This is a genomic window from Streptomyces anulatus (assembly GCF_014650675.1).
GTDB classification, from domain to species: domain Bacteria; phylum Actinomycetota; class Actinomycetes; order Streptomycetales; family Streptomycetaceae; genus Streptomyces; species Streptomyces anulatus.
In genome coordinates, this window is sequence record NZ_BMVK01000001.1 from 665,103 (window position 1) to 687,419 (window position 22,317).

General features: G+C 71.7%; 20 protein-coding genes. 13 read left to right on the plus strand and 7 right to left on the minus strand.

Annotation, left to right across the window (positions count from 1 at the left end; all coding sequences use genetic code 11):
- Positions 1-108: 108 nt before the first annotated feature.
- From IE272_RS02955 to IE272_RS02965, 3 genes are all read right to left on the minus strand, one after another.
- Positions 109-684 carry a TerD family protein gene (locus tag IE272_RS02955; protein ID WP_007452409.1) on the minus strand — a complete coding sequence of 192 codons (576 nt, stop codon included), beginning with the start codon at positions 682-684 and terminating at the stop codon, positions 109-111.
- A 138-nt stretch (positions 685-822) separates the two neighbouring features.
- On the minus strand, positions 823-1,281 hold the full coding sequence (locus tag IE272_RS02960) for a peroxiredoxin (RefSeq protein WP_003969401.1): 459 nt from the start codon (positions 1,279-1,281) through the stop codon (positions 823-825).
- A gap of 148 nt (positions 1,282-1,429) precedes the next feature.
- Positions 1,430-1,867 carry a DUF3052 domain-containing protein gene (locus IE272_RS02965; RefSeq protein ID WP_003969400.1) on the minus strand — a complete coding sequence of 146 codons (438 nt, stop codon included), beginning with the start codon at positions 1,865-1,867 and terminating at the stop codon, positions 1,430-1,432.
- A gap of 496 nt (positions 1,868-2,363) precedes the next feature.
- Between IE272_RS02965 and aceE the strand changes: the two genes are divergently transcribed.
- Positions 2,364-5,096: a pyruvate dehydrogenase (acetyl-transferring), homodimeric type gene (aceE, locus tag IE272_RS02970; protein WP_050361311.1), complete on the plus strand. Its 2,733-nt coding sequence runs from the start codon at positions 2,364-2,366 to the stop codon at positions 5,094-5,096.
- Between the two features lie 73 nt (positions 5,097-5,169).
- Here the strand turns inward: aceE and IE272_RS02975 are convergent, their stop codons facing one another.
- Together IE272_RS02975 and IE272_RS02980 are read right to left on the minus strand one after the other, a co-directional pair.
- Positions 5,170-5,562: a peptidase inhibitor family I36 protein gene (locus tag IE272_RS02975; protein WP_050361312.1), complete on the minus strand. Its 393-nt coding sequence runs from the start codon at positions 5,560-5,562 to the stop codon at positions 5,170-5,172.
- Positions 5,563-5,800: 238 nt separating this feature from the next.
- The gene (locus IE272_RS02980; protein WP_373304157.1) at positions 5,801-7,297 is read right to left on the minus strand and encodes an MFS transporter; all 1,497 of its coding nucleotides are present in this window, start codon (positions 7,295-7,297) and stop codon (positions 5,801-5,803) included.
- Between the two features lie 250 nt (positions 7,298-7,547).
- Here IE272_RS02980 and IE272_RS02985 point away from each other — a divergent pair, with 250 nt between their 5' ends.
- The 7 genes from IE272_RS02985 (at position 7,548) to IE272_RS03015 (ending at position 15,333) form a co-directional block, all read left to right on the plus strand.
- Positions 7,548-8,201 carry a TetR family transcriptional regulator gene (locus IE272_RS02985; RefSeq protein ID WP_050361314.1) on the plus strand — a complete coding sequence of 218 codons (654 nt, stop codon included), beginning with the start codon at positions 7,548-7,550 and terminating at the stop codon, positions 8,199-8,201.
- A 155-nt stretch (positions 8,202-8,356) separates the two neighbouring features.
- The gene (locus IE272_RS02990) at positions 8,357-9,565 is read left to right on the plus strand and encodes an alpha/beta hydrolase (RefSeq protein ID WP_190006189.1); all 1,209 of its coding nucleotides are present in this window, start codon (positions 8,357-8,359) and stop codon (positions 9,563-9,565) included.
- 86 nt (positions 9,566-9,651) lie between these two features.
- Positions 9,652-10,614: a DUF4429 domain-containing protein gene (locus IE272_RS02995; RefSeq protein ID WP_190006190.1), complete on the plus strand. Its 963-nt coding sequence runs from the start codon at positions 9,652-9,654 to the stop codon at positions 10,612-10,614.
- 139 nt (positions 10,615-10,753) lie between these two features.
- Positions 10,754-12,088: a sensor histidine kinase gene (locus IE272_RS03000; RefSeq protein WP_190006191.1), complete on the plus strand. Its 1,335-nt coding sequence runs from the start codon at positions 10,754-10,756 to the stop codon at positions 12,086-12,088.
- A complete protein-coding gene (locus IE272_RS03005) occupies positions 12,085-12,774 on the plus strand; it encodes a response regulator (protein ID WP_050361318.1) in 690 nt (229 codons plus the stop codon). The genes IE272_RS03000 and IE272_RS03005 overlap by 4 nt, the downstream gene beginning before the upstream one ends.
- Before the next feature lie 217 nt (positions 12,775-12,991).
- Positions 12,992-14,104 carry an alpha/beta hydrolase gene (locus tag IE272_RS03010; protein ID WP_190006192.1) on the plus strand — a complete coding sequence of 371 codons (1,113 nt, stop codon included), beginning with the start codon at positions 12,992-12,994 and terminating at the stop codon, positions 14,102-14,104.
- Complete coding sequence (locus IE272_RS03015) at positions 14,101-15,333, plus strand: acyltransferase family protein (protein WP_190006193.1); 1,233 nt, start codon at positions 14,101-14,103, stop codon at positions 15,331-15,333. Before IE272_RS03010 ends, IE272_RS03015 begins: the two co-directional genes overlap by 4 nt.
- A gap of 81 nt (positions 15,334-15,414) precedes the next feature.
- On the opposite strand, the gene IE272_RS03020 is transcribed toward IE272_RS03015, so the two are convergent.
- Entirely contained in the window at positions 15,415-16,440 is a 1,026-nt protein-coding gene (locus IE272_RS03020) for an aldo/keto reductase (RefSeq protein ID WP_190006194.1), read from the minus strand.
- Complete coding sequence (locus IE272_RS03025) at positions 16,440-16,940, minus strand: MerR family transcriptional regulator (protein WP_179889844.1); 501 nt, start codon at positions 16,938-16,940, stop codon at positions 16,440-16,442. Before IE272_RS03025 ends, IE272_RS03020 begins: the two co-directional genes overlap by 1 nt.
- Before the next feature lie 201 nt (positions 16,941-17,141).
- Here IE272_RS03025 and IE272_RS03030 point away from each other — a divergent pair, with 201 nt between their 5' ends.
- The 5 genes from IE272_RS03030 (at position 17,142) to IE272_RS03050 (ending at position 22,278) form a co-directional block, all read left to right on the plus strand.
- Positions 17,142-17,435: a hypothetical protein gene (locus IE272_RS03030; RefSeq protein ID WP_050361322.1), complete on the plus strand. Its 294-nt coding sequence runs from the start codon at positions 17,142-17,144 to the stop codon at positions 17,433-17,435.
- Positions 17,425-18,849 carry a sensor histidine kinase gene (locus IE272_RS03035; RefSeq protein ID WP_229897188.1) on the plus strand — a complete coding sequence of 475 codons (1,425 nt, stop codon included), beginning with the start codon at positions 17,425-17,427 and terminating at the stop codon, positions 18,847-18,849. The genes IE272_RS03030 and IE272_RS03035 overlap by 11 nt, the downstream gene beginning before the upstream one ends.
- Positions 18,846-19,505 carry a response regulator transcription factor gene (locus IE272_RS03040; RefSeq protein WP_097922265.1) on the plus strand — a complete coding sequence of 220 codons (660 nt, stop codon included), beginning with the start codon at positions 18,846-18,848 and terminating at the stop codon, positions 19,503-19,505. The genes IE272_RS03035 and IE272_RS03040 overlap by 4 nt, the downstream gene beginning before the upstream one ends.
- 125 nt (positions 19,506-19,630) lie before the next feature.
- The gene (locus IE272_RS03045) at positions 19,631-21,064 is read left to right on the plus strand and encodes an SLC13 family permease (RefSeq protein WP_007446677.1); all 1,434 of its coding nucleotides are present in this window, start codon (positions 19,631-19,633) and stop codon (positions 21,062-21,064) included.
- The gene (locus tag IE272_RS03050) at positions 21,061-22,278 is read left to right on the plus strand and encodes a glycerate kinase family protein (protein ID WP_190006196.1); all 1,218 of its coding nucleotides are present in this window, start codon (positions 21,061-21,063) and stop codon (positions 22,276-22,278) included. The genes IE272_RS03045 and IE272_RS03050 overlap by 4 nt, the downstream gene beginning before the upstream one ends.
- Positions 22,279-22,317: the final 39 nt, after the last annotated feature.

Below are 22,317 nucleotides of genomic sequence, written 5' to 3' on the forward strand. Positions count from 1 at the left end.
CGTGTAAAACGCTGCCGGGCGCTTTCGACGCCCGAGGCCGGGCGTCGAAAGCGCCCGGTCAGGAGGTGTCCGGCACATCGGCCGGACACCTCCTGGGGCCCAGAGACGTCAGACGTTGACGCCGAAGTCCTGGGCGATGCCGCGCAGGCCGGAGGCGTACCCCTGGCCGATGGCGCGGAACTTCCACTCCGCGCCGTTGCGGTAGAGCTCGCCGAAGACCATCGCGGTCTCCGTCGAGGCGTCCTCGCTCAGGTCGTAGCGGGCGAGCTCGGTGTTGTCGGCCTGGTTGACCACGCGGATGTACGCGTTGCGGACCTGGCCGAAGCTCTGCTGGCGGCTCTCGGCCTCGTAGATCGAGACCGGGAAGACGATCTTGTCGACGTCGGCCGGCACGCCGGCCAGGTTCACCTTGATGACCTCGTCGTCGCCCTCGCCCTCACCGGTGGTGTTGTCACCGGTGTGCTCGACGGAGCCGTCGGGGCTCTTCAGGTTGTTGAAGAAGACGAAATTGCCGTCGGCGCCGACCTTGCCCTCGGGGTTCGTCAGCAGCGCGCTGGCGTCGAGGTCGAAGTCACCCCCGGTGGTGGTGCGGGCGTCCCAGCCCAGACCGACGATGACCGCGGTCAGGTTGGGCGCGGCCTTGGTCAGCGAGACGTTGCCGCCCTTGCTGAGGCTGACTCCCACGAGTCCTCCAGTAGTTTTCTCAGGGGCCGGCAGACACCGGCGTCCCCGTCGTTCAGTGGCATCGGATCAACGAGTGGATCCTAGTGACCGGTTCCCGGCCAAAACAGGCTTTTGACCGGGCGTCGCCAGGAGATCGTCTCAGAGCGCTTCGAGCGCCTTGACGTAGTCGTTCAGGTCGCGGGCGTCCGGGAGCCCGTTCACGACGCTCCAGCGGACGACGCCCGCCTTGTCGATGACGAAGGTGCCGCGCACCGCGCAGCCCTTGTCCTCGTCGAAGACGCCGTACGCCCGCGAGGTCTCCCCGTGCGGCCAGAAGTCGGACAGCAGCGGGTACTCCAGGCCCTCCTGCTCGGCGAAGACGCGCAGGGTGTGGATGGAGTCGTTGGAGACGGCGAGGAGCTGGGTGCCCTCGTTCTCGAAGCGGGGCAGCTCGTCGCGGAGCGCGCACAGCTCGCCGGTGCAGACGCCGGTGAAGGCGAACGGATAGAACACCAGCACCACGTTCTTCTCACCGCGGAACTCCGACAGCCGCACGGTCCGGCCGTGGTTGTCCTTGAGCTGGAAGTCCGGGGCCTGACTGCCGACCTCGATCGTCATGGAACACGCATCCTTATCGCCGCTTCGCCGCATCCCGGGCCGGGTCCGTCCGGGTGACACCACCCTACGCAGACCGGTCGCGGGCGTACGAAGGCCCTCACGGGCACGGTGTGCGCCCGTGAGGGCCTCGGGTGGTACAGAGAGTGGTTCAGCGCTTGGCCTTGGCCCCCTTGGGGGTGACCAGACGGCTGCCCGTCCAGTCCTTGCCCGCGCTGATGCTCTTGGTCTGGGCGAGACCGGCTGTCTGGGCAGCCTCATTGATGTCGCTCGGTTCGACGTATCCGTCACGGCCAGTCTTCGGCGTCATCAGCCAGACCGTACCGCCGTCCTCGATCAGACCAATGGCATCCACCAGCGCGTCCGTAAGGTCGCCGTCCTCGTCACGGAACCAGAGCAGGACGACGTCTGCGACGTCGTCGTACTCCTCGTCGACGAGTTCCTGGCCGGTAGTGGCCTCAATGCCCTCACGGAGCTCCAGCTCGACGTCGTCGTCGTAGCCGATCTCCTGGACCACTTGTCCGGGCTCGAACCCCAGGCGTGCTGCCGGGTTGGTTCGCTCCTCCGCGTGGTCCGCGGTCGCGCTCACGGGTTGCCTCCTGATCATGTCTTCGGAAAATGCTGCAGCCACGCGCGTGCGCGGGGCGTTGGCCGTAGTCCACACGGGCTCGGCGAATCGCGCAAGTACCCAGCGTGCGAGACCGCCTATACGGTGACGTTCCCTGCCACGTCGCCGCAAGTTCAGGCATGTCTCTCCGGCGGCTTCCCGGGGGCTCCCCCGGGTCGCTCCATCCGTTTACGTCCTTCCTCAGCTTATGCGGTTTCGATCCGCCAATCGGAGTCGAACAGCCTTTGGGAACACTTGGACGTCTTGGGCGTAAGGTTGCGGTTTGCCCGTACCCAGCCGCGCACTGCCCACACTCGTGCCCCGCGGACGCCTTTCGGAACCTCGGGGTTACCCCACAGTAGAGATGACGTTCGGGCCCTCGCGGTAGCACGATGGAGACGGCGCACCCAGAGTTGTCCCCGGGGGCGTGTTCCCGTAGCAGGCCCCGTAGAGCACCACCGAACAGCGAAGGAACAGTGTGGCTTCCGGATCCGATCGCAACCCGATCATCATTGGCGGCCTTCCGAGCCAGGTCCCGGATTTCGATCCTGAAGAGACCCGGGAATGGCTCGACTCCCTCGACGCCGCCGTCGACGAGCGCGGCCGTGAGCGGGCCCGCTACCTGATGCTCCGGCTCATCGAGCGCGCGCGGGAGAAGCGCGTCGCCGTGCCGGAGATGCGCAGCACGGACTACGTGAACACGATCGCCACGAAGGACGAGCCGTTCTTCCCCGGCGACGAGGAGATCGAACGCAAGGTCCTCAACGCGACCCGCTGGAACGCCGCGGTGATGGTCTCGCGGGCCCAGCGTCCCGGGATCGGCGTCGGCGGCCACATCGCCACGTTCGCCTCCTCCGCCTCGCTGTACGACGTGGGCTTCAACCACTTCTTCCGGGGCAAGGACCAGGGCGACGGCGGCGACCAGATCTTCTTCCAGGGACACGCGTCCCCGGGGATCTACGCCCGCGCGTTCCTGCTGGACCGGCTGAGCGAGGCGCAGCTCGACGCGTTCCGCCAGGAGAAGTCGAAGGCCCCGAACGGGCTGTCCAGCTACCCGCACCCGCGGCTGATGCCGGACTTCTGGGAGTTCCCGACCGTCTCGATGGGCCTCGGCCCGCTCGGCGCGATCTACCAGGCGCGGATGAACCGCTACATGGAGGCGCGCGGCATCGCCGACACCTCCAAGTCGCACGTGTGGGCCTATCTGGGCGACGGCGAGATGGACGAGCCGGAGTCCCTGGGCCAGCTGTCCATCGCGGCCCGTGAGGGCCTGGACAACCTGACCTTCGTGGTCAACTGCAACCTCCAGCGGCTCGACGGCCCGGTACGCGGCAACGGCAAGATCATCCAGGAGCTGGAGTCGCAGTTCCGCGGCGCCGGCTGGAACGTCATCAAGCTGGTCTGGGACCGCTCCTGGGACCCGCTGCTGGCGCAGGACCGCACGGGCATCCTGGTCAACAAGCTGAACACCACGCCGGACGGCCAGTTCCAGACGTACGCCACCGAGACCGGTGAGTACATCCGCGAGCACTTCTTCGGCGACGACCCCCGGCTGCGGGACATGGTCAAGGACATGACCGACCAGCAGATCCTGCACCTGGGCCGCGGCGGCCACGACCACCGCAAGGTCTACGCGGCCTACGCGGCGGCCAAGGCGCACAAGGGGCAGCCGACGGTCATCCTGGCGCAGACGGTCAAGGGCTGGACGCTGGGGCCGAACTTCGAGGGCCGCAACGCGACCCACCAGATGAAGAAGCTCACGGTCGAGGACCTCAAGCGCTTCCGGGACCGGCTGCACATCCCGATCACGGACAAGCAGCTGGACGAGGGTTACCCGCCCTACTACCACCCGGGCCGCGACTCGGAGGAGATCCAGTACATGCACGACCGCCGCCAGGGTCTGGGCGGTTACGTCCCGACCCGTGTGGTGCGTGCGAAGCCGCTTCCGCAGCCTGAGGAGAAGACGTACGCGGCCGCGAAGAAGGGTTCGGGTACGCAGTCGATCGCCACCACCATGGCGTTCGTCCGCATCCTGAAGGACCTCATGCGGGACAAGGAGATCGGCAAGCGTTTCGTGCTGATCGCCCCCGATGAGTACCGCACCTTCGGCATGGACGCGTTCTTCCCGAGTGCGAAGATCTACAACCCGCTCGGCCAGCAGTACGAGGCGGTCGACCGCGATCTGCTGCTCGCGTACAAGGAGTCCCCCACGGGGCAGATGCTGCACGACGGCATCTCCGAGGCGGGCTGTACGGCCTCGCTGATCGCGGCCGGTTCGGCGTACGCCACGCACGGCGAGCCGCTGATCCCGGTGTACGTCTTCTACTCGATGTTCGGGTTCCAGCGCACCGGCGACCAGTTCTGGCAGATGGCCGACCAGCTCGCGCGCGGCTTCGTGCTCGGCGCGACCGCCGGCCGTACGACGCTGACCGGCGAGGGGCTCCAGCACGCGGACGGCCATTCGCAGCTGCTCGCCTCGACGAACCCGGGCTGTGTCGCGTACGACCCGGCGTACGGGTTCGAGATCGCGCACATCATGAAGGACGGGCTGCGCCGGATGTACGGCGAGGCGAACGAGGACGTCTTCTACTACCTCACCGTCTACAACGAGCCGATCCAGCACCCGGCCGAGCCGGAGGACGTGGACGTCGAGGGCATCCTCAAGGGCATCCACCGCTTCTCCACCGGCGAGAAGGGCGAGATCCCGGCCCAGATCATGGCGTCCGGTGTGGCGGTCCCCTGGGCCCTGGAGGCGCAGAAGATCCTCGCGGACGAGTGGAACGTCAAGGCGGACGTCTGGTCGGCGACCTCCTGGAACGAGCTGCGCCGCGAGGCGGTGGACGTGGAGCGCTACAACCTCCTGCACCCGGAGGAGGAGCAGCGCGTCCCGTACGTGACGAGGAAGCTCGAAGCGGCCCAGGGCCCGTTCGTGGCGGTCTCGGACTGGATGCGTTCGGTTCCGGACCAGATCGCGCGCTGGGTGCCGGGCGCCTACCAGTCGCTGGGCGCGGACGGCTTCGGCTTCGCGGACACCCGGGGTGCGGCCCGCCGGTTCTTCCACATCGACGCGCAGTCGATCGTGCTGGCGGTGCTCACCGAGCTCGCCAAGGAGGGCAAGATCGACCGGTCGGCCCTGAAGACGGCGGTGGACCGCTACGAGCTCCTGGACGTGGCCGCGGCCGATCCGGGCGCGGCGGGCGGCGACGCGTAGCGGCGGTCGCGGTACGGAAGGCCCTCAGGGGCGGTGGCGCGGGAGCGTCGCCGCCCCTGAGGCGTGCCGGGGCTCAGTTCTCCCAGATCTTGAAGGCGCGCACCCGGTACGGGGACCGGGGCGTCCAGGTGCCGCCGCCGGGGTACGTCTCGAACTCCCCCGTCTCCGCGCACTCGGCGGACTGGTAGGTGGTGACGGGCCGCCCGGTGCGGTTGGCGAGGGACTGGGCGTCGCCGCCCTTCGGCAGCGGGGTGCAGCTCTCGATGTCCACGCCGGAGAGCTCGTAGGCGTGGCGGGTCCCGGTGAAGTCGGGCTTCTTCCAGAGGCAGAGGCTGCCCGCTTCGCAGGCCCCGAGGCCGACGCCCGGGGCCCGCTCGGGAGTCGCCGCCGCCCGGTCGTGGGCCAGGGCCTGGGGAACGAGTGCGGTGACGGCCAGGGCGGCCGCCGCGAGGACGGTCGTACGCATGATGGATCAACCCCCGTGGTGGTGCTGTGCGGCGTGGTGCCGTTCGGCGTGGTGCCGTTCTTCTCCCGCTCACCTTGAGGCGCTCGGCGAGGTGGGGGAAGAGGAGGCCGGGGGCTCCACCCTGATAGGCGAGAGCCCCGCCGAAAGGATTCGGCGGGGCTCTGACCTGCGCTGTGTTGACGCGGTCTCCCCTGTGGGAGGGGCAGGTTCCCCTCGCGCGGGGGAGGTCGGGCAGGGCTCAGATGTGGCCGACCCCGGCGCCCGCCTCGGCGTTCGCACCGCGCTTGGTGAGGGTGGCGACGAAGGCGGCGACCACGGCGACGACGCCCGCGACCGTGAAGGCCAGGCCCATGCCGGACATGAACGTGTCGTGGATGACCCCGCCGATGCGGTCGATGACGTCCGGCGTCATACCGGGAGCCTTAGCGAGTTGCTCGGCCGGGACCATGCCGAACTCGGCGGCCTCCTCCAGCTTCGGGTCGGGTGCGCCGGGCAGGCCCGCGCCCGCCCAGTTGTCCGCGAACTCGGAGCTGACCTTGGAGGACATCACCGCTCCGAGGACGGCGGTGCCGAGCGCGCCGCCGACCTGCATGGCGGCCTGCTGGAGGCCACCGGCCACGCCGGACAGCTCCATGGGCGCGTTGCCGACGATGACCTCAGTGGCGCCGACCATGACCGGGGCGAGCCCGCAGCCGAGCAGGGCGAACCAGAGGGACATCGCGAAGGTGCCGGTGGAGTCGCTGAGCGTGGTCATGCCGAACATCGCGGTGGCCGTGCAGACCATGCCGCCGACCAGCGGGACGCGGGGGCCGAACTTGGTGATCAGCAGTCCGGCGACCGGCGAGGAGACGATCATCATCGCGGTCAGCGGCAGCAGGTGCAGACCGCTGTCGACCGGGCTGAGGCCGTGGACGCCCTGGAGGAAGAACGTCACGAAGAAGAGGCCGCCCATGAAGGCGAAGGCCATCAGCATCATGAGGACGACGCCGGCCGTCAACGGGACGGAACGGAACATCCCCAGCGGAACGAGCGGCTCCTTGACCTTGGTCTCCCAGAGACCGAAGGCGAGGAAGAGCAGGATCGCGAGACCGAGCCACGCCCAGGTCCGGCCGTCGCCCCAGCCCCAGGACTCACCGGCCTTGATGATGCCCCAGATGAGGGAGAACATCGCGCCCGAGAGCAGCGCGATGCCGAGGACGTCGAAGGAGCGCGGCGCGTTGGCGGCGCGGTGGTCCTTGAGGATCACCAGGCCGAAGACGAGCGCGACGACGCCGACCGGCACGTTGATGAAGAAGACCGACTGCCAGCTGACGTGCTCGACGAGCAGACCGCCGACGATCGGACCGCCCGCGGTGGACGCTCCGATGACCATGCCCCAGATGCCGATCGCCATGTTCAGCTTCTCGGCGGGGAAGGTGGCGCGCAGCAGGCCGAGCGCGGCCGGCATCAGCAGGGCGCCGAAGAGGCCCTGGAGCACACGGAAGAGGATGACCAGCGAGATCTCGCTGGAGAGACCGATCGCACCGGAGGCGAGGGCGAAGCCCGCGATGCCGATGAGGAAGGTCTGACGGTGGCCGAAGCGGTCGCCCAGCTTGCCCGCGGTGATCAGGGCGACGGCGAGGGCGAGCAGATAGCCGTTGGTGATCCACTGGACGTCGGCGAGCGAGGCGCCGAGGTCCCTTTGGATCGCGGGGTTCGCGATGGCGACGATGGTGCCGTCGAGGGCGACCATCATCACGCCGATGGCGACGGCGAAGAGGGTCAGCCAGGGGTGGCCGCGAAGCCCCTTGACCGGGGCGGGTACTGCGTTGTCTTCCGGCTCCCGCGGCGCCTTCTCGACGGTGGTCTGACTAGTCATACGGCGAGACTAGTGACAGCCGCTGACAGTTGACAAACCAATTCACAAGTCAGTAACTGTCACGTAGCTCACACGTAGCTCACAGGTATGCTGAGCTGGACAAACACGGGAAAAGAGGAACCGGTACGTGACCGACGGGCAGACAGTCGAGCCCCGAGCCGGACTGCGTGAACGCAAGAAACAGCGCACCCGGGACGCCCTGGTACGCGCCTCCCTCGAACTGTTCACCACCCAGGGGTACGAACGCACCACCGTCGACGAGATCGTCGACGCCGTGGAGGTCTCCCAGCGCACCTTCTTCCGCTACTTCGCGAGCAAGGAGGACGCCACCTTCGCCGTGCAGGAGATGGTCGAGTCCCGCTTCATCGAGGAGCTGCGCCGGCGCCCCGCCGACGAGGCCCCCTTCGAGGCGATGCGCCGGGCGGTGCTGTGCGCGTGGAACAGCATCGGCGAGGCGATCGAGGAGGTCGTCACCGTCGATCTCCATATGCGGACCTACCAGATGATCGAGTCGACACCCACGCTGCTCGCCGCCCACATGCGGCGCGGGGTCGCCCTGGAGAACCAGGTCGCCCTGCTGATCGCGGAGCGCGAGGGGCTGGACGTGGAGCGGGACCCCCGCCCGCGGGTGGCCGTCGCCGCGTTCTCCGCGGTGATGCGGGTGACCGGCCAGCTGTGGGGCCGGGGGCTCGATCCGAGCGTGGAGGCGCTGCGCGATCTGACCGAGGAATATCTCGACCAGCTCGTCCCGGCCCTCGCCCGGAACTGGCGTCGGGAGTAGCGCGACCCCGGGCCTGGAGTACCGGGGTCGGGAGTAGCGCGACGCCGGGACGACGGTGACCCTGTGTGAGAAATCCATGATGAATCCTTCGCGGACGGGTGATGTACCTCACCCGAATCACGGTGGTCGGCGCACGTCTCCTAGGGTGTGGCGCAGTGACTTCCTTCGACACCTCACCCACGTTGACCGCATGGCGCGCTCTGCTCGCCGTCGCGGTGGTGTTCGTGATGCTGGCGACGACGGGCTGGAGCGCCGTCCGCGATCAGCACTCCGACGGGCCACGCGAGCTCGCGCTCGCCTCCTGGGCGCGGGACCGGATAGCCGGCCACTCGCTGCCGGATACCGACGCTCCCGCCTACCGTCTGGCCCACTTCTTCGCCACCCTCACCTCGGGGCAGCAGATCGCCCTCGCGGGAAAGTACCCGTCGGTGGTGGGGAATCTGAACGGCGCTCCGATCACCCTGCGCTACCACGCCAACCGGGTCGCCCTCAGACAGGCCATGGCCGTGGAGAAGGTGCGGGCGCACGACGAGAAGCTCTCGCCGGACGGGCGCGGTGAGGCGGAGGCCCGTCTCGACCGGTTCCGGTCGATGCTCACGGGCAAACGCCAGATCCTGGCATTCGATCCCTCCGGGAGGGGCCGTGCCGCCGAGGTGTTCGGGAATCTCGACCGGGCCGCCCGGGTCTCCGTCGTCGTCCCGGGCGTCGACACCCATCTGCTGACCCTGGAGCGCAGCACACGCGCGTACAGGGCCCCCGTCGGCATGGCCAAGTCCCTGTACAAGGCGGAGCGCTCGGCCTCCCCGGGCACCCGTACGGCCGTCATCGCGTGGGCCGACTACACCGCTCCGGCCGGCCTCGGCATGGACGCGGCGCTGGGCGGGCTCGCGGCGAACGGCGCGGTCCGGCTGAACGCGATGGTCGGCGCGCTGCCCGGCGCCTCGAAGGTCTCGCTGTTCTGCCACAGCTACGGCTCCGTGGTGTGCGGGGTGGCCGCGCACCGGGCCCACGACCGGGTGGCCGACATCGCGGTCGCGGGCAGCCCCGGCATGCGGGCCGCCAACGCCGGGCAGCTGGAGACCGGCGCCCGGATCTGGGCGACGCGGGACGGGGACGACTGGATCGGGGACGTCCCCCATCTGGAGTTCGGCGGGATCGGTCACGGGGCCGACCCGGTCGACCCGGCCTTCGGCGCGCGGATCGTCTCGGCGGCCGGCGCCGCCGGGCACAGCGGCTACTTCGAACCGGGCACCGAGAGCCTGGACAACTTCGCCGCGATCGGCGTCGGAGCGTACGGGGCGGTCAGCTGCGCGCGTGCCGACAGCGCGTGCCATGACGGTATTACCGGCCAACAAGACGGCTGACGCGCGTAGAGGTCGGTGTCGGGCGGATTAATTGGGACTTGCTCCAAGGGGGGACGTTGGGGACTGTGCCGCATACGATGAGGCACATGGGTGATGTGCTGGCCGGAATTCATGCCACCTGGGAGTTCGACACCGACTCCGTGCTCATCCGCTTCGAACGGGGCATCCGCACACCGAAGCTCTTCCAGAGCCTGCGGGAACGCCGCATCCCGTATGCGGCGTTGTCGTCGGTGACGCTGACCCCCGGCAAGCGGGGCACGGTGGTTCTGCGTGCCGTGCCGAGAGCGGGTGCCGACCCCCTGGTGGAGGCTGCCTCCGGGCAGCTCAAGGAGGGGTGCGACCCCTATCGCCTGGTGCTTCCGGCGGAGCGGGAGGTGCTCGCCGAGTACTACGCGGACGAGTTGCGGGCCCTGCTGGACCCGGCGTCCGGCGAGAGCGCCGACCGCTTCCTGGTGGCGGCCCCCGAGGCCCCGATGAACTTCAAGGCGTATGACGGCCGGGCCAGCTTCGACGGCGAGCGGATCTCCTTCCGGTGGTCCTGGACAGGGGCCTCCAGCGCCAAATGGAAGGCCGGCGACCAGACCTTCCGTGTGAGCGAACTGGCTGGAATCGTGTGGCGCTCCCCCGAGGCGCTGGACGGCTATCTGCGTCTGGTGCCCCGCGCGGCGGCCCCGGTCGACCACCGCACCGGCGGCAGCCTGGGCGATCTGCACGGTCCCGGCGGCTCCGGGGACGCGGACCACGGGACGCCCGTGGGCGTGCCGGCCGAGCCTCCGTCGGCCACCGCGGACCAGGATCCGGCGGCCGTGCTGTTCGGCCTGGGCTACGGGCCGGTGCACGAGTCGCTGCCCTTCGCCGCCGCCGTCCTGGAATCCGTACGCCGGACCCACGCGCCCGCCGCCTCCGCCCCGGTCCTGGTGAACGCCGGGCGGCGCGATCCGGCGGACATCGCCGAGCGGATACATCACCTCGGCGAGCTGCACCGGGCCGGACTGGTGACGGACGCCGAGTACAGCGCGAAGAAGGCCCAGCTGCTCGCCGAGCTGTGACCCGGTCACCCCGTCGGGCTGCGGCCCCGCGCCATCGCCCGGGCCGTGACCCCGTACCGGGGTATGAGACGAAGCCGCCGAGGGTCGCGACCCCGGTATGACGCCCCCGGGCCCCCGGCCTGCCTAGGCTGACCGGGCCATGTCCACTTCCCCCGCCGGGCCCCCGCCGCCCGCCGACGGCCTGGTGAGCGCCGCCCGCCGCAATCTGCGCGAGCTCGCCCACGGGCTGTCCCACGCGTCCCATCCGTCCACCCCGCTGCTGGCGGGCGCGCCGAAGCCGTGGCAGCGCATGCTGCCCTACGTCGTGGTGCTCGCCCTGACCGCGACCTTCATCCCGGTCACCATCAACGTCCTGACCACGCAGTACGACGTGCCGGGCGCACTGGCCGGGGCGCTCGGAGTGGCCCAGGCCGCCCCCCTGCTGATGCTGGCCCACCGGCCCCTCCAGGCGTGGTGGATCATCTTCCCCGCCGACATCGCGGGCGCGCTGGTGGTCCTGGCCCGGTCCACCGGGCCGGACGCCCTCTGGCCGTGGACCGCGCCGGCCCTGATCGCGTACCTCTTCCTGCTGCTGGCCCTCGGTCTGCGCGAGACCCGGCGCACCGTCGTCGGCGTCTGGGTGGTGACGGCCGCGGCCGGGGCGGCGCTGCATCTGGTCGCGCCGGACCGCGCGGCGGACAGCGCCCTGCTGCTGTCGATCCTCGGCGCGGTCGTCCTGGTCATCGGCGCGGCGGTACGGGAGCGGGGCGAGGCGACACGGCGGCTGGCCGAACAGGAGACGATCAGCGAGGCGGAGCGGGCGCAGCGCACGCTGCTGGAGGAACGGACGCGGATCGCCCGTGAGCTGCACGACGTGGTCGCGCACCACATGTCGGTGATCACCGTGCAGGCAGACTCCGCGCCGTACCGGATCTCTGGGCTCTCGGAGCCCGCGCAGGAGGAGTTCGCCTCGATCGCGGCGGCCGCGCGGGAGTCCCTCGGCGAGATGCGGCGGCTGCTGTCCGTGCTGCGCAGCGACGGCACCGAGGGCGACCGGGCGCCGCAGCCGGGACTGGACAGGCTCCAGCAGTTGGTGGAGGCGACGGTACGGGCCGGGCTGCCGGCGGAGCTGTCGCTCGCCGCGGAGCTGGGCGAGGTGCCGCCGGCGGTGGATCTGTCGGCGTACCGGATCGTGCAGGAGGCGCTGGCCAATGTGGTGCGGCACGCGCCCGGGGCGCGCACCCAGGTCTCGGTCCGGGCCGCCGCGGGCCATCTGAACGTACTGGTCGTCAACGGCCCGGCGCCGAAGCCCGCCGCACCGCTGGAGAGCGCCGGGACCGGGCACGGGCTGGTGGGGATGCGGGAGCGCGTACGGTTGACCGGCGGCACGCTGGACACCGGGCCGCTGCCCGACGGCGGGTTCCGGGTGGCCGCCCGGATGCCGCTGCCTCCGGCCGTGTCGCCGTCCGCCCCACCCCCTTCGGAGGACCTGTGACCATCCGCGTGATCATCGTCGACGACCAGGCCATGGTGCGGGCCGGATTCGCGGCGCTGCTGGCGGCGCAGAGCGACATCGACGTGGTGGGCGAGGCGGCGGACGGCCGCCAGGGCGTCGACGTCAGCCGCAACCAGCACCCCGACGTCGTCCTGATGGACGTCCGGATGCCGGAGATGGACGGACTGGCCGCCGCGCGCGAGCTGTTGAATCCGCCGGTGGGGGTGGTGCACCGGCCGAAGGTCCTGATGCTCACCACGTTCGACGTGGACGACTACGTGTACGAGGCGCTGCGCGCCGGCGCGTCCGGGTTCCTGCTGAAGGACGCCCCGCCCGCCGATCTGATCGCGGCGGTACGGGTGGTGGCGGCCGGGGACGCGCTGCTCGCGCCCTCGGTGACCCGCCGTCTGATCGCGGACTTCGCGGCGCAACGGCCCTCCGGGGCGACGCGCGGCGGCCAGGCGCTCCGGCTCAACGGGCTCACCCCGCGCGAGAGCGAGGTGCTGGAGCTGATCGCCCGGGGGCTGTCGAACCAGGAGATCGCGGGGCGGCTGGTGCTGGCCGAGCAGACCGTCAAGACGCACATCGGGCGGGTGCTGGCCAAGCTGGACCTGCGGGACCGGGCACAGGCGGTGATCTTCGCGTACGAGTCGGGGCTGGTGACGCCGGGGGACGCGGGCGCGTAGGAGGCTTCGCCGTACGGCGCTCCGCACGCGGGTGAGCCACCCTCTCCGTACGGGACTTCGTGGACGCGCCGGCCCCGGTCCGGGCGTACGCCTCGTCCACCCCCTACCCCGGTAGCATCCCTCGGTTGGCTCCCCGGTGTGACGCCCCCTCACCCGTCCTCTTCCTACCTTCCTCCCGGTCGCACCGATCGGTGCGGATCCGGAGAGGGAGGGCACGATGCGCCGATACGCGAGGACCCTGGTCGCGTTCGCACTGGCTACCAGCGTGGTGACGGGAACCGCGGGCTGGGTTTCGACGGATGCGCAGCAGGCGCTGACCGGGCCGCCGCCGGGCAGTGCGCAGTGGCGGGCGGACCGGGCGCTGGGGACGGGGCTGCCGGATCCGGAGCGTGCCACGCCCGCCGAAATCGCTTCGTTCTTCGCGGGGTTGAGCGCCGACGAGCGGCAACTCCTGCTCGTACGCCATCCGTCCGTCGTCGGGAATCTCGACGGGGCGCCCCTCGAACTGCGTTACCGCGCCAACTCCCTCGCGCTGGCCGCCGAGGACGACCCCCGCTACCGTTCGCTCGCCGCCCCCGGCCGCCGGATCCTCGCGTTCGACCCGCGCGGACGCGGCCAGGTCGCCGAGGTCTTCGGGGACCTGCGCACGGCGCAGCGGGTCTCGGTGCTGGTGCCCGGGTCCGACAACGACGCCGGGACCTTCGACCGGAAGGTCGTCGGCCACGGGGCCCCGGCCGGCATGGCCAGGACCCTGCGCACGGCGGCCGGTCCGGGGACCGCCGTCATCGCCTGGGTCGGGTACACCACCCCGGTGGGCGTCGGCCTCGACGCGGCCACCGGCTCCCTCGCGGAGGCGGGGGCCGGGCGGCTGACCCGGTTCACGGAGGGCCTGGCGGCGGACGGGCTGCCCGCGCCCGCCGTGTTCTGCCACAGCTACGGCTCGGTGGTCTGCGGCCTGGCCGCCCACCGCCTCCCCGCCACCGACCTGGTGGTCCTCGGTTCCCCCGGTATGCGCGCCGACGACGTGGACGCGCTGCGGACGGGGGCCCGGGTGTGGGCGGCGAAGGACCCGACCGACTGGATCGACGACGTGCCGAACGTGCGCTTCGCGGGCCTCGGCCACGGGGCGGACCCGACCGATCCGGCGTTCGGCGCCCGCCGGGTACCGGCGGACGAGGCCCGGGGGCACGCCGGTTACTTCGAGCCCGGTACGGATTCGCTGCGGGCCTTCGCCGCCATCGCGCGCGGCGACGCGGCGGAGCCCGCCCCGGACCCGGGGACCACCACGGACGCGGAAGCAGCCCCGGCCCTGGAAGGCGCGGCCCGATGAACGCCCTGCTGAAGGACGGCCGGCGGCTCGCGGCCCGTATCGACGCGTCCACCCCCGCCCATCGCGACCGGGCGATCGACGGCCTGCGGGCGCTGGCGCTGCTCGCCGTGCCGCTCGGTCACTGGATGCTCGGCGGGTTCCGGCTGGACGCCGACGGCCTGCACAACGCGAGCCCGCTCTCGACGTTCGCCGGGCTCGCGCCCGCGAGCTGGGTGCTCCAGATGCTGGGGATCTTCTTCCTCGTCGGGGGGTACGCCTCGGTGTTCTCCTACCGCCGCCGGGCCTCGACGACGGCCGCCTGGCTGGGCGGCCGGCTGGCCCGCCTCGGCCGGCCGGTGCTCGGGGTGACCGCCGTGTGGGCGGTGCTGCTGGCGGTGCTGTCCGCGCTGGGCGTGCCCGGCGACACCCTGCGTACGGGGTCGACGCTGGTGATCCAGCCGCTCTGGTTCGTCGGGGTGTACACCGTGGTCACCGCACTCACCCCGGTCTGCGTCACGCTGGCGCGGAAGCTCGGCGGATGGGCGGCGCTGCCGCTGCTGGCCTCGGTCGCGGTGGTGGACTTCCTGCGCTACGGGCCCTTCGCGGAGGCGATGCCGTCCTGGCTGAGCGTGCTCAACATCCTGCCCGGCTGGCTCTTCGCGTATCAGCTGGGCGTGTCCTGGGGCGAGGGGCGGATCGGGAAGCGCGGGGCCCGGCTGCTGCTGATCGGCGGTGGGGTGCTGTTCGCCGCGCTGCTGCTCGCCTTCCACTACCCGGCGTCGATGGTCGGGGTTCCGGGCGAGGCGCGGACGAACTCGCATCCGCCGTCGCTGCTGGTGGTGGCGCTGGCGGCGGCGCAGAGCGGGGCGGCGATCCTGCTGCGCGACCGGCTCGGACGGCTGTTGCGCAAGCCGCTGCTCTGGGCGCCGGTCGTGGTGATCAACCTGTCCGCGATGACGATCCTGTGCTGGCACCAGACCGCGATGCTGGCCGCCGCCGTACCGGCCTCGCTCGCCGGGGCCGCGGGCACGGCGGTGGCGGGGCTGACGACCGCGCCGGACACGGTGGGCTGGATCCTCGCCCGGATCGCCTGGCTGCCGGTGTTCGCGGGGCTGCTGGTGCTGATCGCCCGGTACGCGCGCCGCTTCGAGGCTCCGTGGCAGGCGGGCACCCGCGCCGCGAACGCCCGCCGTGCGCTGGCGGGGCTGCTCGCGGCGGGGTTCGCGGTGTTCGCGCTGGGGCTGGCGTGAGGGGCCTTCCGGGGGCGCGGCCCGGTCGGCGTGACGTGCATGGACGTCACGGACCGAGCGATGACCGGGTACGCCTCCCGGCTACTCCCGGGCCTCCGACGTCAGGCTCATGTCCGGGTACCGGTCCCCCGCCACCCGGCCCGCGATCGGCTCCAGCAGGGCCAGCTCCCCGGCCGTCAGCGTCAGCCCGGTCGCGGCCACGTTCTCCAGCAGGCGGCTCCGCTTACGGGTCCCGGGGATCGGGACCACGGTCAGCCCGTGCACCCGGGCCCGCTGCTGGACCCAGGCGAGGGCCACCTGTGCGGCGGTGGCCCCGTGCGCGGCGGCGATCCGGTGGACGGGCTCCAGGAGGGCCGCGTTGGCACGGGCGTTGTCGCCGGTGAAGCGCGGCTGCTGCTTGCGGAAATCGCCCTCGCCCAGGTCCTTGCCCGCGTCGGTGAAGGCCCCGGTGAGGAAGCCCCGGCCGAGCGGCGAGTACGGCACGAGGGTGACGCCCAGCTCCACCGCCGCACCGAGCGCGCTCTTCTCCACGTCCCGGCTGAAGAGGGACCACTCCGACTGGAGGGCGGCGATCGGGTGCACCGCGTGCGCCTCGCGCAGCTCGGGGCCGGTGACCTCGCTCAGTCCGATCTGCTTGATCTTGCCCTGCCGGACCAGCTCCGCCATCGCGCCGATCGATTCGGCGAACGGGACGGCCGGGTCGTGGCGGTGCATGTAGTAGAGGTCGATGACGTCCGTGTTCAGCCGGCGGAGGCTCGCTTCGACGGCGGTGCGGATGTACGCGGGGTCGTTGCTCACGCCCCGGTACCCGGGGTTGTCGGAGCGCACCAGCGCGAACTTGGTGGCGAGGGTGATCTCGTCCCGGTGGGCCCCGACGAACGGTGCGAGGAACTCCTCGTTGGCCCCGCGCCCGTAGACATCGGCGGTGTCGAAGAGCGTGACGCCGGCTTCCAGGGCCGCGTCCAGCGTGTCCCGGGCGGCGGCCTCGTCGGTTTCGCCGTAGAACTCGCTCATACCCATGCAGCCGAGGCCCTGGACGCCGACCCGCGGTCCGTCGTCGCCGCCCATTCCGACGGTGGCGATCGTGTTCCTGTCGTTGTCGGTCATCAGGCGCTGTGCCTTTCCGGCACCCTGCGGGCGCCCGCGTAGAACTCGATCTTGTGGTCGAGCACGGCGAGGGTGTCATGGAGCTCCGCGATCCGCGTGATCACATCGCGGCGGGTCGCCTCCAGCAGTTCCTGCCGTTCCTCGAAGGTGGACGCGCCCTCGCGCAGCAGCTCCGCGTACCGCACCATGTCGGCGACCGGCATCCCCGTCAGCCGCAGCTTGCCGACGAACGCCAGCCAGTCGAGGTCGCGGTTGCTGAAGCGGCGCTGGCCGGTGTGCGAGCGGTCGACGTGGGGCATGAGCCCGATGCGCTCGTACCAGCGCAGGGTGTGCGCGGTGAGCCCGGTGAAGGCGACGACCTCGCTGATCGTGTAGCTGTCCTTGCCCGCGGGGCGGGGGTGCGGCTTCGGGGCGGCCGCGCAGACGTCCACCGCCGGCGAGGGTCGTGGGTGTGCGATTGTCGCGGGAGTGCTCCGGGAGGTTCCGTCGATCACCGTCATGCCCCCACGCTAAATCCTTGGAGTGCACTCGAAGCAAGCGGGAAAGGCAGGTCTTCTCGGGCCGGGCACTCCCACGGGCGGGCCGGGCACTCCCACCGTCGGGCCGGGCACTCCCACAGATGGACGGGGAGCACATCGAAGATGAAGGATTGTTCATCTTCGCTTCATGTTCGGACCGCCCGGGACAGTCAGGGTGAATACATGGCTTTCTCACCTCGTCTGGCGGCCCTGGCAGCCGTCGTCGCCGTGCCCCTCGGCATAGCGGCCACCAGCTATGCCATGACCGACACCTCGGAAGCGCCGAAGGTGCCTCCCACCGTCCAGCTGGAGGAGAGCCCGCGCGGCACACCGCCGCCGAGCGGTGTCACGTCGCCGACCGACACCCCGACTCCGAGCGGCTCCTCCTCCCCGACCCGTACACCGGACAGCTCCGTCGTCCCGGGCCCCTCGGCGGCCGACGACGACGATGACGACGACTTCGGTGATGACGGTTAGCCTTCCGAGGATTTCCGCCCGGGTACGGATCCTGCTGTGGTTGCTGGTCGTGATGGCGGTCGCGCTGGGCGCGGTCGCCGTCACCGTGCGTTCGATCCTCCAGCGGGACGTGGACCACCGCATCAGCCAGCTGCTCACCCAGGAGACCGGTGAGTTCGCGAACTTCGTGCCGCAGGGCGTGGACCCGGACACCGGCGGCCGGTTCGACACCGCGGACCGGCTGCTCCGCATCTACCTGCAACGGCAGTACGCGGACCCCGACGAGGAGTTGCTGGGCCTGACCGGCCGACCCGGCGACAAGCCCGGCGTCATCCGGCAGCGCCGCGAACTGCCGCAGGACATCGCCCTGTGGCAGGACGACGCCTCGCTCGCCCGGATCCACGCCTCCAAGGACTCCTTCGGGACCCTGGACCGCCCGCAGGGCGAACTGCGCTGGGCCAAGGTCGACATCGGGCCTTCCACGGGCGGGGAGCCTGGCGCGTTCGTCGTCGCCTTCCACCCGGAGCGCGAACGGGCCGTGGCCGACAAGACGTTCTGGACGCTGCTCGCCCTGTCCGGTGTGGCGCTGCTGATGACGACCGGGATCGGCTGGGCCGTCGCCGGTCGCATCCTCGCGCCCGTCCGTCTCGTCCGGACGACGGCGGCGGAACTGACCGAGCAGGACCTCACCCGGCGCATCCCCGTGGAGGGCCGCGACGACATCGCGGCCCTAGCGGAGACGTTCAACGCGATGCTCGACCGGCTGGAGCGGGCGTTCGCCGCGCAGCGGGTCTTCGTCGACGACGCCGGGCACGAGCTGCGCACCCCCATCACCATCGTCCGGGGCCACCTGGAGCTGATGGGCGACGATCCGGCGGACCGGGAGGAGACGGTGCGGCTGGTCACGGACGAGCTGGACCGGATGAGCCGCATCGTCGAGGACCTGCTCCTGCTCGCGGGGGCCGAGCGCCCCGACTTCGTGCGCCCCGAACCCGTCCAGCTCGCGGAGCTGACCGCCGACGTGTTCGTGAAGGTGCGGACCCTCGGCGACCGGGAGTGGCAGCTCGACGGCGTCGCGGACCTCGAAGTGCGCCTGGACGAACAGCGGATGACGCAGGCGATGGTGCAGCTCGCGCAGAACGCCGTCCAGCACACCGTGCCCGGCCAGCGCATCCGGATCGGCTCGCGGGCCGAGGCGGGCCGCGTCGAGCTGTACGTCGCCGACCACGGGCCCGGGATTCCGCCGGAGGACGCCGAGGTGATCTTCGAGAGGTTCCGCCGGGGGACGTCCCGGCGCGGGACCCGCACCAGCGGCGCGGGGCTCGGCCTCGCCATCGTCAAGGCCATCGCGGAGGGCCACCACGGCCGCGTCGAACTACGCCGGACCGAAGGCGGCGGCGCCACCTTCGTACTCACGCTGGAGACCCACACATGAATCGCATCCTGATCGCCGAGGACGAGGAGCGCATCGCCTCGTTCGTCCAGAAGGGGCTGCGCGCCAACGGCTTCACCACGGTCGTCGCCGAGGACGGGGACCTGGCGCTGGGCCACGCGCTGTCCGGCGGGTTCGACCTGATGGTGCTCGACATCGGCCTGCCGGGCCGGGACGGTTTCACCGTGCTGCGGGAGATGCGCGAGGCCCGCGTCACGCTGCCGGTCATCGTGCTCACCGCCCGCGACTCCGTGCGGGACACGGTGGCCGGGCTGGAGGGCGGGGCCGACGACTGGATGACGAAGCCGTTCCGCTTCGAGGAGCTGCTCGCCCGGGTACGGCTGCGGCAGCGCACCGCCGCCCGCGCGCCCGAGGTCACCATGTTGCGCAGCGGCAGCCTCGCCCTGGATCTGCGGACGCGCCGGGCCCGCGCGGGCGACCGGACGGTGGATCTGACAGCGCGCGAGTTCGTGCTGCTGGAGATGTTCCTGCGCCACCCCGGCCAGGTGCTGTCGCGCGAGCAGATCCTGTCCCATGTCTGGGGGTACGACTTCGACCCCGGGTCCAACATCGTGGACGTCTATGTGCGCGCGCTGCGCCGGAAGCTGGGCGCGGAGCGGCTGGAGACGATCCGGGGCATGGGCTACCGCCTGCCCTGAGGGCTATCGCCTGCCCTGAGCCCCGGCCCGGGCCCGATCCCGGCCGTGGGGTGCGGACCACTTGATGAAAAGGCCTTCACCGGACGCTCATCACGTACTCACCCCGCCTTCAGAGGCTTTACAGCGTGCCTCTACCACTCCGGCAGACCGTCGGCCTCTGCGCCGTCCTCGGCCTCTGCGCTCTCCTCGCCGTCCCCGGCGCCGCCCCCGGCCTCAGCGTCGACGGGCGACTCTCCCTCGCCGTCTTCGCCCTGGCCACCGCCGCCTGGATCGCCACTCCGGTGGACGACGCCTACATCGCCCTCGGCGCGGGCCTGGCGCTGACCGTCACGGGGGTGATCAGCAGTGAGACCCTGTTCGCCACCCTGGGCGACGAGACGGTGTGGCTGCTGATCTGCGCCTTCGTCCTGGCGGCGGCCGTGACCCGGACCGGTCTGGCCGGCCGGGCCGCCGTCTTCCTGGTCGGCGGGGCCAGGACCGTGCGCCAGCTGGTGCACCTGACCACGGCCGGACTGGTCGTCACCGCGTTCGCCGTGCCGGCCACTTCGGGGCGCGCCGCCCTCGCGCTCCCGGTGTTCCTGGCACTGGCCGCCGCCCTGCGCGAGCGCGGCCGTCTGGTGGTGATGCTCGCGCTGCTCTTCCCCACGGTCATCCTGCTGTCGGCCGTCGCGACCCTGATCGGCGCCGGGGCGCACCTGATCACCGTCGGGGTGCTGTGGGAGCAGACCGGCGAGCAGCTGAGTTTCGTGCAGTGGCTGGTGGTGGGGATGCCGTTGGCGGTCGTCTCCTCCCATCTGGCCGCCGAGCTGGTGCTGTTGACGACGACCCGGCGCGCCGACCGCAAGGGCCCGGTGACGATCACGGCGGCGCAGATCCAGGAGCACTCCGAGACGGCCGTCGAGGGGCCGTTCACCCCGGCGGAGTCCCGCTGCCTGCTCCTGCTGGCGACGGTCGTCCTGCTGTGGTGCAGCGAGCCCCTGCACGGGGTGTCGCCCGCCGTGGTCGCGCTTATCGGCGCGCTGGTGGCGACCTCGCCCGCGCTGGGGACGGTCCGCTTCAAGGACGGTCTGCGGACGGTGCCCTGGCCGCTGCTGCTGTTCATGGCCGCCACCATGGCGATGGGCGTCGCCCTCTCCGACTCGGGCGCGGCCGACTGGCTGGTGGGCTGGATACCCCTGGGGGCGTCCACGCCCCCGTGGGTCTTCCTGACCGGAGTGGTCGTCGTCAGTACGGCCGCCCACCTGGCGCTCCAGTCGCGCTCCGCCCGGTCCTCCGTGCTGGTCCCGCTGGTGGTCGCGGCGGCGGTCGGGGCCGGGGTCAACCCGGTCACGGCGGCGCTGGCGTCCACGGCCGCGGCCGGCTTCTGCCACACGCTGCCCTCCTCGGCCAAGCCGGTCGCGCTCTTCGCGGACGTGCCCGGCACCCCGACCTACACCCCGCGCGACCTGCTGCGGCTGTCCGCTTTCCTCGCCCCGCTCACCGCGGCCCTCGTCCTCGTCTTCGCCCTCGCCGTCTGGCCGTTGCTCGGCGTGCCCGTCCTTCTGGAGACCCAGCCATGACCCGTCACGCTCACCGCACCCACCGCATCGCCATCGCCCCCAGCGGTTTCAAGGAGTCCCTCTCGGCCGCCCGGGTGGCCGAGGCCATCGCCGTCGGCGTACGGCGTGTGATCCCCGACGCCGACCTCGACCTCATCCCGCTGGTGGACGGCGGCGAGGGCACGGCGGAGGCGCTGGCCCTGGCGGGCGGCGGCCGGCTGGTCCCGGTCACCGCCACGGGCCCGGTGGGCGAGCCGGTCGCCTCGCACTTCGCGCTCCTGGGCGGACCGGGGCCGCTGACCGCCGTCGTGGAGATGGCCGCCGTCGCGGGCCTCGCCCTGGTGCCGCCGGGCCTGCGCCACCCGGGCGCGACCACCACGTACGGCGTCGGCGAGCTGATCCGGGCCGCCCTGGACGCGGGGGCCCGGCGCATCCTCATCGGCTGCGGCGACTCCGGTACGTCGGACGGGGGCGCGGGCGCCCTCCAGGCACTCGGGGCCCGGCTGACTGACCGCCATGGCCGTGAACTGCGCCGGGGCGGCGGCGCGTTGCACGAGCTGGAGCGCGTCGACCCGTCCGGCCTCGACCCGAGGCTGGCCCGCACGGAGCTGCTCGTGGCCTGCAACCCGTACAACGTGCTGTGCGGGAAGCGCGGAGTGGCCCGGGTGTTCGGGCCGCAGAAGGGGGCGACCCCGGCGGAGGTGGAGCTGCTCTCGGCGGGCCTGGAGCGGCTGGCCGACGTCCTCACCCGGGACCTCGCCCCGGCCTTCGCCCCGACGTCCGGGGCCCCGGCCATCGACCTGCGCACCGCTCCCGGCACGGGCGCGTCCGGCGGCCTCGGAGCAGGGCTGGCCGCCGTGGGAGCCCGGCTCCTCCCCCGCTACGACGTCCTCCTCGACGGCCTCGACCTGGACGCGCGCCTGGCCCGCGCCGACTTCGTGATCACGGCCGAGGGGGCGCTGGACCACCAGACCGTACGCGGGAAGATCCCGGCGGAGGTCGCCCGGCGGGCGCATGCCTCCGGGGTGCCGGTCCTGGTGCTGGCCGGGACGATCGGGCCGGGCGCGCAGGACGTGCGGGCGGTGGGCGTGGACGCGTACAGCGCGATCCTGCCCGCGCCGATGACGCTGGTGGAGGCGATCGACCGGAGCGACGAGTTCCTGGCCGACGCCACGGAGCGCGCGATGCGGATCATGGCGCTCGGCACCCGGCTCGCCCCGCTGGCCGCAGCCTGACGCGCACGCCTCCGTCCCGGGCTCCCCCGGGGCCCGGGA